The following is a 14,142-nucleotide window of genomic DNA, read 5'->3' on the forward strand; positions in this document are numbered from 1 at the left end:
CGTCGCTGCCCGTACAACGCGCAATGGATGCCATCACCCACACGACAGGGAGTCACTCATGTCCTTTCTCGAACCCGTCCCGATCTCGGGCATCACCCCCTACATCGCCCAGGCCGAACCCCGGGAAGCCTGGCTGGCCCTGGCCGCCGGGATCGAGCCGGAGCTGGCCCAGTATTTCCTGGTCACCGCCCGTTGCGGCTGCTTCATGCAGGCGGCGCGCAGCCTGAACATCAAGTCGACGCTGCTGCGCAAACAGCTGGCGCACCTGGAGGAACAGTTGCGCCGCCCCTTGTTCAGCTTCCAGGGCAGCGCCCTGAGCCTCAGCCGCGAAGGCCAGCAGCTCAAGGCGCAGCTGATCGCCCTGGCCCACGAGCGCATGCTACCGGTGCTCGAACAGCCGCTGCTGCGCCTGGCCGTGGCCGAATCGATCCTGCACGACATCCTCGGTCGCGACCTGATTGCCCTGTTGCGGCGCAACGCCAGTGTGCGCCTGGAGATCATCTCCATCGACAGCGAGCTGTCGCTTCGGGCCCTGAGCGCGGACGTGGTGGTGTGGCTGGGCGGGGTGGATTCGCCCAAGCCGGGGCCGAGTTTCGTCACCAGCGCGCCGCAGCCGCTGGTGCGCCTGGACTACCTGCCGCATATCGCCAAGCGTTATTCGCGGGTCGCGGCGCGCCCCGACAGCCTGGACGACCTGGCCGACTACATGCTGGTGCAATGGCAGCAGGACCGTCAGGTCGAGCCGCTGCGGCCATGGAACCAGCTGGTGGAGCAGCGCCTGGCGGGGGTGGTGCAGGTGCATTCCTACGAGCTGATGCTGGAGATGATCCGCTGCAGCGCCTGCATCGGCCTGCTGCCTCATTACATGAGCCGCTTCGACCGCGGCCTGACGGCACTGCCCGGGCTGTTCGACGAGGCCATGGCGCGCCAGGTGTGGATGGCGGTGAACGCCGAAGTGGAGCACGACGCCGAGGTACAACAACTGGTCGACCTGATCCTCAATACCTTCCGGGAACGCAGCGAGTGGTTCGACTTCGACGACACGCCTCCGTAGGAGCGAAGCTTGCTCGCGATGGCGTCCTGCCTGATACACCGCGGCGCAGGCATCGCCAGCAAGCTGGCTCCTACAGAGAGAATCCCTGTGTCCGGCGCTCGCCATCCGCGGCGCTGGCGCTCTACACTCATCGGCCGTATCGCATGAACCAAGGAAGACTTATGCCCGCAGAGATCCCCAGCATCGTCATCGAACGCTTCAGCGAAGCCCATGTGCCGGGCATTACCGCGCTGTACAACGACCCCGCGGTCGCCCGTCAGATGCTGCAAATGCCGTTTCAACCTTCCGAGGTCTGGCGCAATCGCCTGGCGCCGAGCAACGAACGACTGGTGGCCCTGGTGGCGCTGCACCAGGGCGCGGTGATCGGCAGTTGCAGCATCGAGCAATACTCGCGCATCCGCCGCGCCCACTGCGGCAGCGTCGGCATGGGCGTGGCGGTGGAATGGCAGGGCCAGGGCGTTGGCAGCCGGCTGTTGGCGACGGTGCTGGAGGTGGCGGACAACTGGATGAACCTGCAACGGGTGGAACTGAGCGTATTCGCCGACAACGAAGCCGCACTGGGCCTGTACCGCAAGTTCGGCTTCGAAAGCGAAGGCCGGCTGCGCGACTACGCCGTGCGCGACGGCCAGTACGTCGACGTCCTGAGCATGGCGCGCCTGCGCCGCGCCCTCGCTACCTGAACGTTTACCTAACCTCCACCGGCCCCTGTAGCCGCTGCCGAGCGCCAGCGAGGCTGCGACAGGTCCGCAGGACCTCAGCGATCTCGAGAGCGCCGCGCCCGTTCCGGGCGATCGCAGCCTCGCCAGGGCTCGGCAGCGGCTACAGGCTTGCGGATGGCCGATGATCTGCGGTCAGCCATGCCGCGCTCCATCCAAGGCAAACGCCACCGCCGCCCGCGCATGCAGCTCGGTGGTGTCCAGCAGCGGCAGGGGGCTGTGTTCGGGCTTGAGCAGCAGGCCGATCTCGGTGCAGCCGAGGATGATGGCCTGGGCGCCGCGCTCCATCAGGGCCTGGATCACCTGCTGGTAGCGCTGGCGCGAGGCCTCGCTGATGACGCCCACGCACAGCTCGTCGTAGATGATCCGGTGCACGGCCTGGCGGTCCGCGGCGTCCGGCACCAGCACCTTGAGGCCGCGATCGAGCAGGCGCTGCTTGAGAAAATCCTGTTCCATGGTGAAGGCCGTGCCCAGCAGACCCACGCTGAGGGTGCCGGCCTTGAGCGCGGCCTCGGCGGTCGGGTCGGCGATGTGCAGGAAGGGCACCGACAGCACGGCCTGAATCTCGTCGGCGACCTTGTGCATGGTGTTGGTACAGAGCACCACGCATTCGGCGCCACCGGCCTCCAGGCGGCGCGCCGCATCCACCAGGATCCCGGCCGCGAGGTCCCAGCGCCCGGCGTGCTGGGCCTGTTCGACAGGCCCGAAGTCGACGCTGTACATTAGCAACCGCGCCGAACGCAGCGGCCCGAGACGGTCCCGTACCTGCTGGTTGATAAGGCGGTAATACTCGGCGCTGGACTCCCAGCTCATGCCGCCGATAAGGCCGATGGTGCGCATACACAGCTCCTGTTGCTGACAAACCTGAATGCCGAGAGTGTCCCGTGACGCAGCCCCGCGATCTATCAAGAAATTTCACATGTCCGGCGTGCTGAGCAGCAAAGTCCAGGATCACGAGCTGCTGCGCCGCGAACTACTGGGCGGCACGCTCGACCTGCAACTACTGCCGCGCGCGGCCTACAGTGCGCGCGATCCGCTGCAGTGGCAAAGCCTCGGCCTGAGCCTGGAGCGTCAGCAGGGCGTGCATGCCATCGGCAGCGACCGGCGCGAGGATTTCGACAGCTGGCCGGGGACCCTGGCCTTGACCCCGGCCGGGGTCGAGGTGTTTTCCGAGTCGCCCCAGGGCGGTGAATACCTGCTGCTGCGCTGGCTGGCCGACCCCCAGGCCCTGGGCATCACCCGCGGTTCGCGACGCCTGCAACGGCCCGGACACGCCCGGGCCCTGGCGTTGGGACGCCAGGCGCGGCGGCTGTTGCTGGAACCCGCTGGCGACCCATTGGCCCTGGAACAATGCGCCCTGCAGTTCGCCGGCCTGGCCGCCTTCGACCCAGCACCGGCCAAGGCCGCCAGGCGCACCGAGTTCAGCCGGGTGCTGACGCTGATCGAGCAGCAGTACGCCGAGCCCCTGTCGCTTGGTGAACTGGCGGCCTGCACCGGGCGTAACGAACTGCGTTTTCTGCGCGACTTCACCCGCGCCATCGGCATGACGCCCCATGCCTGGCTGGTCGAAGTCCGGGTGCAGGCGGCGCGCCGGCTGATCGAACGCAGCGACCTGCCGCTTGCCGCCATCGCCCTGGAAACCGGCTTCGCCCACCAGTCCCATATGGGCAGCGCCTTTCGCAAGATCCTCGGCCTGACCCCGAGCCAGTACCGCGCAGGTTTTTAGTCATACGCCGACACCCCCCATCTGCCATGCTCAAGGTCCGCAACCGCGGTTTCTCGAAGAGGTATGAACATGGACGACGTACGGCAACTGGGCGAGATGCTTCGGCGCTATGCAGAAAGCGAAGCACACAAGAAACAGCTGTTCGAAAGCCAGAAGGTGCTCTGGGCGAGCCGTATCACCGAGCTGTTCGAGCATATCCAGCAGTGGCTGGCACCGGTGCTGATGCCGGACCTGCTGACCTTGAATCGCGAACCCTACTTGGCCTTCAGCCCTAGCGTCCCGGTGAAAACCTCGACCTTCAAGACCGAGAAACTGACCATCGTCATCGCCGGCAAACCAGTGGAGTTCGTGCCCGATGTGATGGGCGCCGCCGGGCAGATTTCCCTGGCGGTCATGGGCCTGACCGCCGCGCGTTACGGCAGCGTGTCCCTGGTGGGCTTAGCCGACGGCAGCTGGCAATGGCGCCAGGCCAACGGCCTGAAGGAGTCCGACGTCTTTACCTTCGACGGCAACTTCCTGGCGTCGCAGTTGCAGGCGCTGATTCCCCGGGAGCGTGGGTGAGGGCCCGGAATCAGGGCTGCGCAGCTTCCAGCACCTTGAGTTGATAGGTCCTCTGTGCTTCCTGCCCTGTGCATTGAGTACCGTAGCTGCTGGTATACGCGTTGATGGTATAGGTGCCCGGTGTCAGCGGTTTACCGGTGATCAGCGCGTAATGGGTTCTTTTCTGGTAACTCAACTCCAGCCCCTCGGGTAACGGATGGTCGGGGTGAATATAAAAACCGGTCAGTGGCGTATCGGCGCCCACCACCTCCAGCTTGACGCTGAACGGCTGGCCGACGACGGCGGTGGGCAGGGTCTCTGGCTGCATCGTGAGATCCGGGCGGGTATAGCAGCCCGGAAGAAATCCCAGCCCACAACCGCTGAGCATGAGTGAAAGACCAATAGATGAAATCAGTGCGCGCTTCATGGGAGTTTCCTGGGAGCTGTTCAAGGGATCTTGCTGAACACAAGGCCGCCATATATGTATTTGAGAATGGTCTGCAGGGTCGATCCCGCTGGGATCTGATGCAATAACTCACCCCAGGAAAAGATCATTGAGGAACTGATGGTGTCACTGGGTGCCGTGGTCGAGGTGATGGGGCCGGATAAGGTTTTCGCTGGTTGCTCCCAGGTCACCCAGTGGTTTTTCATTTGCCCTGCATTGGCTGCCAGCATCCCCGCACCGATAAGGGTCGCCATATGAGTGCCGGGGCGGATGTACTGGAACAGTTCGCTCAACTGATCCTGGTTTATATGGGACGAGAACTGGATGTTGTCGAAAAGAATCTCGGCTCCCGCTTGTTTGAACCATTTTCCGAGCCCGGCGGGCAGGGTGATCCCGGAGAACATGTCATCCGGCTCGTCATAGGCGAACAGCAGGTTTTCACTGTCGCGCAAGCAGGCCAGGGTGATCCAGTCGATAGCCCAAATGCGGTCGCCTTCTGTGCCACGGCTGAAGTTTTTCGGATTGCAGGCGCCGTGGCTCGGCTTGATGTGCAACTGCCCGATGGTGGTTTCACCCGTTTCCCATAGCTCGGTGATGGCTTTTGCGTACAGGTCGGGACGGTCCATCAGCAAGGCATAGAAGAAGGTGGCCGGACCGCAGAGGCTGGTGTCTTTCTGGTCGGGGTAGGGGCTGATTGGATGAAAACGTTTCAGGCTGCCGCCTTGCGCCTTTGCCAGGCGAGCCTCAATCTGCTCGTGAATCTTGCTCTTCTCGAACGGGTCTTGCGGGGTGCCCATGGGGTGAGCCTGATCGTTGAAAATCCGCTCCTTCATAGGCGCCGCTTGAAAGTCGTCGAGAATTTTTGCTGCCGCTGCCCGCGGATCAGCGACGACCGCCGGGATGGTCGGAGCCAGTGCCGCCACGGCTGGCGCGCCAGCCAGCGCTGCGGCCTGTGGGGCAGCGGCAGGCACTAGGGCCGCTGTGGCCGCCGCCAGGTTCGGCATCGCCGACACCGCGCTGACCGGCGCCGCTGTAACGGTATCGCCAATGATCACACTGCCCGAACCGCCGACGATAATGCTGCCGTGGCTACAGGTACTGCTCTGTACCGCTGCATTACGGCCATTGATGAAGACGGTTGCCGACACCCCACCGACGATCGCCGCGCCGCAGGCGCTCTGGTCGTCGCGCCGGGCTGCGGCCAGGCCGTCGAACAGGACATCGGGAGAGCCGCTGACGAAGGGGTTGGTGCCATGGCCCGGCATCGGGCAGGAGGTCGGGTCGGTTACCCGGGCTGCTGGTTTTCCGCTCATTTTCGAAACGTCCGTGTTTAGTCAGCGGCGAAGACTAAGCGAAACCCCGGCCGCTGGCCAATCGGTTGTCCTTGGCGCGCAGTGGCGATCAGGCCGCGAGGCGGGGTCAGACCTCCATATTGCCCCAGCCGGGCCTGGCGGTTTGCGGTTCCGGCGCCACGGCGTCGATTTTCTTGCCGGTGGCCAGTTCCACCCGGCGTGCCACGTCCGGGTCGTCGGCGAAGGGGATCAGGCTGGCGTCGTCGAGGCTCTTGGCCGATTGATGGCGCAGGCAGTAGCCGATGCTGAGGTAGAGGAAGGTCACGCCGAGCAGGTCAAGGGCGAATTCGATCATCGGGGGGCTCGCTGTGCTGCAGGAGGGATGAGCGACGCGGGCCGGGTGTGGCCCGCGTCGTGCTCTTGGGCGATCAGGCGATCTGGGCGTCGCTGAGGGCGAGGCGCGGGTCGGCCACGCGCACGGTGCGCCATGTGTTGTAGGCCATCAGCAGCATGCCGCTGAGGAAGAACACGCCCCCGGCGAAGCGCACGATAAAGCCCGGGTGGCTGGCCTGCAGGGCCTCGACGAAGGAGTAGGTGAGGGTGCCGTCGTCGTTGACCGCGCGCCACATCAGGCCCTGGGTGATGCCGTTGACCCACATCGAGGCGATGTAGAGCACGGTGCCGATGGTCGCCAGCCAGAAGTGCAGGTTGATCAGTGGGATGCTGTGCATCTGCTCACGGCCGAAGACCTTGGGCACCATGTGGTAGATGGCGCCGAAGGTGATCATCGCCACCCAGCCCAGGGCGCCGGCGTGGACGTGGCCGATGGTCCAGTCGGTGTAGTGGGACAGGGCGTTGACCGTCTTGATCGCCATCATCGGCCCCTCGAAGGTCGACATGCCGTAGAAGGCCAGGGACAGCACCAGGAAACGCAGGATCGGGTCGGTGCGCAATTTATGCCAGGCGCCCGAGAGGGTCATCATGCCGTTGATCATGCCGCCCCAGCTCGGCGCCAGGAGGATCAGCGACATGGCCATGCCCAGCGATTGCGCCCAGTCGGGCAGGGCGGTGTAGTGCAGGTGGTGCGGACCGGCCCAGATGTACAGGGTGATCAGCGCCCAGAAGTGCACGATGGACAGGCGATAGGAATACACCGGGCGCCCGACCTGCTTGGGCACGAAGTAATACATCATCCCGAGGAAACCGGTGGTGAGGAAGAAGCCCACGGCGTTATGGCCGTACCACCACTGGACCATGGCGTCGGTGGCGCCGGAGTACACCGGGTAGGACTTGAACCAGTCCACCGGGATCGACAGGTGATTGACCACGTGCAGCATGGCGATCACCAGGATAAAGGCGCCGAAGAACCAGTTGCCGACGTAGATGTGTTTGGTCTTGCGCTGCACCACGGTGGTGAAGAACACGATGCCGTAGACCACCCAGACCACGGCCATCCACACCGCGCCGGAGAATTCGATTTCCGCGTATTCCTTGGTGGTGGTGTAGCCCAGCGGCAGGGTGACCAGCATGATCAGGATCACCGACTGCCAGCCCCAGAAGGTGAAGGCGGCGAGCTTGTCGGAATACAGCCGTACCTGGCAGGTGCGCTGCACCGCGTAGTAACTGGCGGCGAACTGGGCGCTGCCGGCGAAGCCGAAGATCACCAGGCTGGTGTGCAGCGGGCGCAGGCGGCCGAAGCTGGTCCAGGGCAAGTCGAGGTTCATTTGCGGCCAGACCAGTTGGGAGGCGATCCACACCCCCATGGCCATGCCGATCACGCCCCAGACCACGGTGGCGATGACGAATTGGCGTACCACCTTGTAGTTGTAGGCCGGTTCCATTGTTGCTGTGCTCATGGTCAATGCTTCCACGGTTGCAAAGGCTTGCCAGGCCACCCGGCCTGGCATGCCATGCACTGTAGAAAGCACGGGCGAAACAAAACAGGCTCAGAAAAACTGCATTAATACGGATCAGATTGACCGCCTGCCAGCACAGGTCCGAGAGCTGCTGATACGGTTTTTTAGTGTTTACCTGAATCTGTAACGTCCTGAGCTGCAAGTGCATAGTCACCACCACACCAAAACCCCCCGGATCACCCCTGGAATGCATAACCCCGTGGCCACCCTGGCCCTGTAGCCGCTGCCGAGCGCAGCGAGGCAGCGAACGAGTTGGGCGGCATCCCGATGGAGCGCTCGCAACCCGGATGGTGCGGTCTGGCTGACAGAGCGCATATGCCGGTTTTGCGGCTGCCTTGCAGCCGATCGCAGCCTCGCTGCGCTCGTCAGCGGCTACAGATTGCGAGGCCAGCTCCAGGGGACAGGATCGGGGGCAGCACTGATGAGGCCGTGACATGTATCACTATGACGAGTACGACCGGGCCCTGGTCTTTGAACGGGTGGCGCAGTTTCGCGATCAGGTCGAACGCTTCATGGCCGGCGAGCTGAGCGAAGAGGAGTTCCTGCCGCTGCGCCTGCAGAACGGCCTGTACATGCAGAAGCACGCCTACATGCTGCGGGTGGCCATTCCCTACGGCACCCTCAGTGCGCGGCAGATGCGCACCCTGGCCAGCATTGCCCGCGACTACGACCGCGGCTACGGCCACTTCACCACCCGGCAGAACATGCAGTTCAACTGGATCGAGCTGGCCCAGGTGCCGGACATCCTCGAACGCCTGGCCAATGTCGAGATGCATGCGATCCAGACCTCCGGCAACTGCGTGCGCAACATCACCACCGAAGCCTTCGCCGGGGTGGCCGCCGACGAGCTGATGGACCCGCGGCCCCTGGCGGAGATCCTGCGCCAGTGGTCGACCATCAACCCGGAATTCCTGTTCCTGCCGCGCAAGTTCAAGATCGCCATCTGCTCGGCCCGCCAGGACCGGGCGGCGATCATGATGCATGACATCGGCCTGTACCTGTACCGCGACTGGCGCGGGCAGATGCTGCTGCGGGTGATGGTCGGCGGCGGCCTGGGGCGCACGCCGATCCTCAGCCAGCAGATCCGCGACGGCCTGCCGTGGCAGCACCTGCTGTCCTATGTCGAGGCGGTGTTGCGGGTGTATAACCGCCACGGCCGGCGCGACAACAAGTACAAGGCGCGGATCAAGATCCTGGTCAAGGCCCTGGGTATCGAGGCCTTCGCCAAAGAGGTGGAAGAGGAGTGGCAGCACCTCAAGGACGGCCCGGCGCAACTGACCGAGGCCGAATACCAGCGGGTCGCCAGTGCCTTTGTGCCGCCGCTCTATGAACGCCAGCCGGCCACCGACCTCGACTACGGCAGCCGCCTGGCCGAGGAGCCGGCCTTCGAACGCTGGGTGGCGCATAACGTCAAGCCGCACAAGGTGCCGGGCTATGCCAGCGTGGTGCTGTCGACCAAGCCCGGCAGCGCCTCACCGCCCGGAGACGTGACGGCGGCGCAGATGGAGGCGGTGGCCGACTGGTCCGAGGCCTTCGGTTTCGGTGAAATCCGTATCGCCCACGAACAGAACATCGTCCTGCCGGACGTGCCCAAGGCCGCGCTGCATGAACTGTGGCGGCTGGCCGGCGAACAGGGCCTGGGCTGCGCCAACGTCGGCCTGCTGACCGACATCATCGCCTGTCCCGGCGGCGACTTCTGCGCCCTGGCCAACGCCAAGTCGATCCCCATCACCCAGGCGATCCAGGCGCGTTTCGACAACCTCGATTACCTGCACGACCTGGGCGACATCAGCCTGAACATCTCCGGCTGCATGAACGCTTGCGGCCATCACCACATCGGCAATATCGGCATCCTCGGCGTCGATAAGAACGGCAGCGAGTGGTACCAGATCACCCTCGGCGGCGCCCAGGGCAAGCACAGCGCGCTGGGCAAAGTCATCGGCCCGTCGTTCAGCGCCGAGCAAGTGCCGGGGGTGATCGAGCGCATCATCGCCACCTTCGTGCGTTACCGGGAGAGCGAAGAACTGTTCGTCGACACCGTGCAGCGCATCGGCCTGGAGCCGTTCAAGGAGCGGGTCTATCCGAAAGTGCTGGAGGCGCAGCCATGAGCCCGCAGCGCGATCGCGCAATAGAAGGCACAGCCGTGAGCGAGGAATTAAAGCCATGAGCCAGGAGTTACAGCCATGAATAATCTGCTGCGTCTGCAAGATGGCCAGGCCGGGCGGGTCGAGGACGATCCCTGGAGCCTGGTGCGCGAGGTGGACGGCCCGCTGCCCCAGGGCCCGTTGATTCTGCCGCTGGCCCGCTGGCTGATCCGCCGCATCGAGCACGAGCCGGCGCGGGACGGGGTCTGGCTCGGCCCGGACGATGAGGTGGAAAGCCTGCGGCCCTGGCTCAAGCTGATCCCGCTGATCGCCCTGGACTTCCCCAGCTTCCGTGACGGCCGGGCCTACAGCCAGGCCTACCTGCTGCGCACCCGGCTGGGCTGGATGGGCGAACTGCGGGCAGTGGGCGACGTGCTGCGCGACCAGCTCAGCCATATGCGCCAATGCGGTTTTGACAGCTTTGCCATCCGCGAAGACAAATGCGCCGACGACGCCCTCAAGGGGCTGGCGGGCATGAGCGTGCTCTACGGGCGCTCGGCGATCGAGCCGCGGCCGTTGTTCCGGCGCCGCTGAGATCCGCTGCCGCTGAAGAGCAGCGCCTGCCCGGGCCGGCGCTTCGACCGATGCTCACAGTCGCCCGGGAACAGGGCAGGCAACGGCCATTGTCTGGTCGCCAGGGGCATTTGTCCTTGGGTCGATGATGGCGCTTTGGTAGAGTCGCACCTCTTATGACGGAGCCAGGGATCGGCGACCGGCGATCAGTCGCCGGCGTGCCTGGCATGGGCCATCCATGGAAGAGAGTCGCGGCTGTGAGCGTTGCTAAAAAGATACTCGGGTTGTTTTCGTTGTTGCTGCTCCTGACCCTGTGGGTCGGCTATTTCTATGTGTATCAGGATGCCCGCAGCGGGCGCCTCGGCGACCCTCTCGACAGCTACGGCTGGTGCGGCCCCGCCGCGGATTCGGCGCATTCCTTCAAGCGCGACTACCTGCTGCTCAGGGTCACCAACAGCACCCAGGGCGAGTTCAAGGTCTCGGGGGAGGTCAACGTTTCCGAGCGCACCTACAACCGCTACGAGCTGGGCCGCTACCCGCTGAAACTGCGCCTGGAACCCTTGCAGTCCACCTACAGCATGCCGCCGTTGTTCTTTGAAGAGGTCAAGGTCAAGCCCTTGAACCGCAACTTCAGTTCGCCGCACAAGAATGCCTACGCCGACCTGGAGAGCCGCTCGATCCGGGTCAACGGCGAGTCCAGCCGGTTTCCCTTCGAGGTCTACCGTTACGGCTACAAGCCGGTGCTGTACATCCTCAAGGGCAACGAGCAGGTCGACCTGCCGTTCAAGCGCATCACCACGCAGTTGAACCTGTCCAATACTTTTACCCCGACCCGCCTGTACAACCCGGCGGACTACATCGCCGAGCAGAACAGCCTGGTCCGGCCCGGCGACTATCCCGCCTATGGCGCCAGCGAGTGCGCCTTCAGCATCGAGCGCAAAGGCTCGTTCAAGATCATCGTGCTGCTGTTATTGCTGGTGCTGTGCCTGCCGCTGTTGATGGTGCTGTATCGCGACGAGCCGACCATCGACTTTCTTGCTACCTTGCTGGGCGTGGCGGCGGTGCGGGTGTTCCTGGTCGGGCCGTTGCAGGACTACCAGTTGTACGGCATCGACTTCGTATTTGGCGCCGTGATCATCCTGGCCGGGACCTTTTCCCTGCTCAAGGCCATGCGCATCAATGCCTTGCGCGAGGCGGCGGCAAGACGCGGAACCACCTGGTAATGGGGCGAGGTGCGGCTTTGACGCCGCACCCGTCTGTTCGATTCGCCAAGAATTCTCCGGCCTGCTTTGGCGATTAATCCGCTTTTGCTGTGCTGATATGCCCGCTATTGGCTATACCTACACTTCCTCAAACCAGTAGCGCTTCCGGATTTCTGACAGGAGTTACCCTATGAAGCTCGCATCAATGATGAGCACGCTGTGCCTGGCCTCCCTAGGGTTGGTGGGCTGTTCCAGCAACGTCACCCAACCCGACGAGTACTCCGGTTTTCTCGGCGACTACAGCCAGCTCAAGGAAGCCAAGTCGCCGTCCGGCGTCGAGGTGATGCGCTGGGTCGATCCCAAGCTGGACCTGAAGCAGTACCGCAGCGTCTATATCGAGCCCACCCAGTTCTACCCCAAGCCGCAGCCGACGGTGAAGATCCCGCAGAACACCTTGTACGGCATCAACCGCTATTACGACGAGGCGCTCAAGCGCGAGATCGGCAAGGACTTGCCGCTAGCCACCGCGCCGGGGCCGGGGGTGATTGTGGTGCGCGCGGCGATCACGGCCGTGAGCAGCAAGACCGAAGGCCTGAAGCCTTACGAAATCATTCCCATCGCCCTGGTGGCGGCGGCGGTGAGCACGGCCAGCGGCATCCGCGACCAGGAGACCACCCTGGGTACCGAAGCGCAGTTCATCGACGGCGGCAACAACAAGGTGATCGCCCAGGTGGTACGCAAGGGCAGCGGCAAGCCGCTGCAGAACGACACCCAGGTCATGCAGCCTTCGGATGTGAAAAACGTCATCGACGGCTGGGCCTCCGACCTGCATCAGTCCTTCCAGAAACTGAAAAAACAGTAGGGCCGGGGTTTCTCCCCGAGCTTTTTTGCCCACTGCGTCGGGGTCAGGGCGAATACCTGACCCCTTCACTGAGCAGTTCCGGCAGTCAATCAAGAACACAGGTTTCGCTGGCGAGGCGAGGGCGCAAGGCCTGTTGACGGCATCGTCCGTGACAGGTTTTCACGTCCGCGGCAGGGTGGCCTGCTCCAGGATCGAGTGGCAGCGGAGCTTCAGGCTGTGCCTTCTTGTTCATGTGGAGTGTGATTATTTCCATTCTTTTAGAGTGGTTAAGTTAAAGTGATTTGTTAAGTTAAATAAATTCAATAAAAACATATAGATACAATATGTTTATGATGTCTTGAATGAAGTTTTTTTGAGGCTTTCAAGAGGATTTTCCAGCATGCCTGTGCTCGAACGCACGACTTTCATTACCGGTCGCAGCCCGGCCCAGGTGCTGGATTTCTGTCTTGAAGGCGCCAACTTCCCGAAGATATTTCCCGAACGCATCAGCCCCTTGCGGGGCGTGGATATCAATGACCTGCGGATCAGCGTCGGGCGCCAGTTCAGCTTTCGCCACTGGATGTGGAGTGTCATACCGGTGACATGGACGGTGGTTATACGTGAAGTCAGCGATCGCCATTTCGTCGACGAGATGCTCAAGGGGCCGCTGCGTGCCTTCTCTCATGAACACCGGGTCGAGGCCTGCGACGGGGGTACCCTGTATACCGACCGAGTGACTTATCGGGCGCTGGGCGGCGCACCTGTGGAATGGCTGGTGGTCAATGCCTACATGGCGCGCATTTTCGCGGCCCGGCATCGCACTATGTTGCGCTTGCTGGGTTGAAGCAGGCCTTTGTAGCCGCTGCCGCAGGCTGCGATCGACCGCAACGCGGGTGCGGGATGCCGATATCGCCGAAGGCCTGCGGCCTTATCGCAGCCTGCGGCAGCGGCTACAGTGTTTTCGTGTTCCGCCGGTATTTCAACGGCCTCCAGAGTTGCGCTCCGCTCTCGGGGCTTGTTCTACAATTTGTATCCCGAGCATAGGTGGCCGGGCCATTTCATGTTTAACTTCCGGCCTCTCGATTTTCTTTACAGCTGTTCAATGACAATCGTTTAAAAGGACTCCGTTCATGGCTCAAGTCACCCTTAAAGGCAACCCGGTTCAAGTCAACGGCCAACTGCCACAAACCGGCGCCAAGGCGCCAGCGTTCTCCCTGGTAGGCGCCGGTCTGGCCGACATCACCCTGAGCAGCTTTGCCGGCAAGCGCAAAGTGCTGAACATCTTCCCGAGCGTCGACACCCCGACCTGCGCCACCTCCGTGCGCAAGTTCAACGCCCAGGCCAGCGGCCTGAACAACACCGTGGTGCTGTGCATCTCGGCTGACCTGCCGTTCGCCCAGGCCCGTTTCTGCGGCGCCGAAGGCCTGGAAAACGTGCAGAACCTGTCGACCCTGCGTGGCCGCGAGTTCATCGAGAACTACGGCGTGGCCATTGCCGACGGCCCACTGGCCGGCCTGACTGCTCGCGCGGTGGTGGTACTGGACGAGAACGACACCGTGCTGCACAGCGAGCTGGTCAAGGAAATCGCTGAAGAACCGAACTACGACGCGGCCTTGGCCGTTCTGAAGTAACAGGTTTTACAATTATTCACGGCCTGGCCCTGTCCAGGCCGTTTTTATTTGTGCTTCAGTGGCTTAGCAGACACTTGCAAACGTAAGCCCAAGGTAAATTGCCGGTAAAGGCGCTTTGCTAA

General features: G+C 63.3%; 14 protein-coding genes and 1 pseudogene. 10 read left to right on the top strand and 5 right to left on the bottom strand.

Going from position 1 to position 14,142, the window contains the following annotated elements:
• Nucleotides 1-58: 58 nt before the first annotated feature.
• Nucleotides 59-1,054: a LysR family transcriptional regulator gene (locus tag J4E58_RS21435; RefSeq protein WP_087091121.1), complete on the top strand. Its 996-nt coding sequence runs from the start codon at nucleotides 59-61 to the stop codon at nucleotides 1,052-1,054.
• Between the two features lie 161 nt (nucleotides 1,055-1,215).
• Complete coding sequence (locus tag J4E58_RS21440; RefSeq protein WP_087091120.1) at nucleotides 1,216-1,734, top strand: GNAT family N-acetyltransferase; 519 nt, start codon at nucleotides 1,216-1,218, stop codon at nucleotides 1,732-1,734.
• A gap of 171 nt (nucleotides 1,735-1,905) precedes the next feature.
• Here the strand turns inward: J4E58_RS21440 and J4E58_RS21445 are convergent, their stop codons facing one another.
• On the bottom strand, nucleotides 1,906-2,610 hold the full coding sequence (locus J4E58_RS21445; RefSeq protein WP_087091119.1) for an aspartate/glutamate racemase family protein: 705 nt from the start codon (nucleotides 2,608-2,610) through the stop codon (nucleotides 1,906-1,908).
• Between the two features lie 79 nt (nucleotides 2,611-2,689).
• On the opposite strand from J4E58_RS21445, the gene J4E58_RS21450 reads away from it, so the two are divergent.
• Together J4E58_RS21450 and J4E58_RS21455 are read left to right on the top strand one after the other, a co-directional pair.
• On the top strand, nucleotides 2,690-3,496 hold the full coding sequence (locus J4E58_RS21450; protein WP_087091118.1) for a helix-turn-helix domain-containing protein: 807 nt from the start codon (nucleotides 2,690-2,692) through the stop codon (nucleotides 3,494-3,496).
• A 69-nt stretch (nucleotides 3,497-3,565) separates the two neighbouring features.
• On the top strand, nucleotides 3,566-4,057 hold the full coding sequence (locus J4E58_RS21455) for a hypothetical protein (protein WP_172963027.1): 492 nt from the start codon (nucleotides 3,566-3,568) through the stop codon (nucleotides 4,055-4,057).
• A gap of 10 nt (nucleotides 4,058-4,067) precedes the next feature.
• Here the strand turns inward: J4E58_RS21455 and J4E58_RS21460 are convergent, their stop codons facing one another.
• From J4E58_RS21460 to ccoN, 4 genes and pseudogenes are all read right to left on the bottom strand, one after another.
• The gene (locus J4E58_RS21460; RefSeq protein WP_007930255.1) at nucleotides 4,068-4,463 is read right to left on the bottom strand and encodes a hypothetical protein; all 396 of its coding nucleotides are present in this window, start codon (nucleotides 4,461-4,463) and stop codon (nucleotides 4,068-4,070) included.
• A gap of 1,016 nt (nucleotides 4,464-5,479) precedes the next feature.
• Nucleotides 5,480-5,794, bottom strand: a pseudogene (locus tag J4E58_RS32020) (PAAR domain-containing protein); the annotation flags it as partial.
• Between the two features lie 106 nt (nucleotides 5,795-5,900).
• Nucleotides 5,901-6,128 (bottom strand): hypothetical protein, encoded by a 228-nt coding sequence (locus tag J4E58_RS21470; protein ID WP_007930252.1) that lies wholly within the window; start codon nucleotides 6,126-6,128, stop codon nucleotides 5,901-5,903.
• A gap of 73 nt (nucleotides 6,129-6,201) precedes the next feature.
• The gene (ccoN, locus tag J4E58_RS21475) at nucleotides 6,202-7,629 is read right to left on the bottom strand and encodes a cytochrome-c oxidase, cbb3-type subunit I (RefSeq protein ID WP_037035619.1); all 1,428 of its coding nucleotides are present in this window, start codon (nucleotides 7,627-7,629) and stop codon (nucleotides 6,202-6,204) included.
• A gap of 494 nt (nucleotides 7,630-8,123) precedes the next feature.
• On the opposite strand from ccoN, the gene J4E58_RS21480 reads away from it, so the two are divergent.
• From J4E58_RS21480 to tpx, 6 genes are all read left to right on the top strand, one after another.
• Complete coding sequence (locus J4E58_RS21480; RefSeq protein ID WP_087091116.1) at nucleotides 8,124-9,797, top strand: nitrite/sulfite reductase; 1,674 nt, start codon at nucleotides 8,124-8,126, stop codon at nucleotides 9,795-9,797.
• 75 nt (nucleotides 9,798-9,872) lie between these two features.
• Nucleotides 9,873-10,367 carry a DUF934 domain-containing protein gene (locus J4E58_RS21485; protein ID WP_007927667.1) on the top strand — a complete coding sequence of 165 codons (495 nt, stop codon included), beginning with the start codon at nucleotides 9,873-9,875 and terminating at the stop codon, nucleotides 10,365-10,367.
• A gap of 236 nt (nucleotides 10,368-10,603) precedes the next feature.
• Complete coding sequence (locus J4E58_RS21490; protein WP_087091115.1) at nucleotides 10,604-11,569, top strand: hypothetical protein; 966 nt, start codon at nucleotides 10,604-10,606, stop codon at nucleotides 11,567-11,569.
• A gap of 169 nt (nucleotides 11,570-11,738) precedes the next feature.
• Nucleotides 11,739-12,410, top strand: a complete 672-nt coding sequence (locus J4E58_RS21495) for a DUF3313 domain-containing protein (protein WP_087091114.1) — start codon at nucleotides 11,739-11,741, stop codon at nucleotides 12,408-12,410.
• Between the two features lie 379 nt (nucleotides 12,411-12,789).
• Nucleotides 12,790-13,233 (top strand): SRPBCC family protein, encoded by a 444-nt coding sequence (locus J4E58_RS21500; protein ID WP_087091113.1) that lies wholly within the window; start codon nucleotides 12,790-12,792, stop codon nucleotides 13,231-13,233.
• Nucleotides 13,234-13,519: 286 nt separating this feature from the next.
• On the top strand, nucleotides 13,520-14,020 hold the full coding sequence (gene tpx, locus J4E58_RS21505; protein ID WP_087091112.1) for a thiol peroxidase: 501 nt from the start codon (nucleotides 13,520-13,522) through the stop codon (nucleotides 14,018-14,020).
• Nucleotides 14,021-14,142: the final 122 nt, after the last annotated feature.

Origin of the sequence: Pseudomonas sp. FW305-25, from assembly GCF_017351415.1 — a bacterium.
In the GTDB taxonomy this organism is placed as follows: domain Bacteria; phylum Pseudomonadota; class Gammaproteobacteria; order Pseudomonadales; family Pseudomonadaceae; genus Aquipseudomonas; species Aquipseudomonas chlororaphis.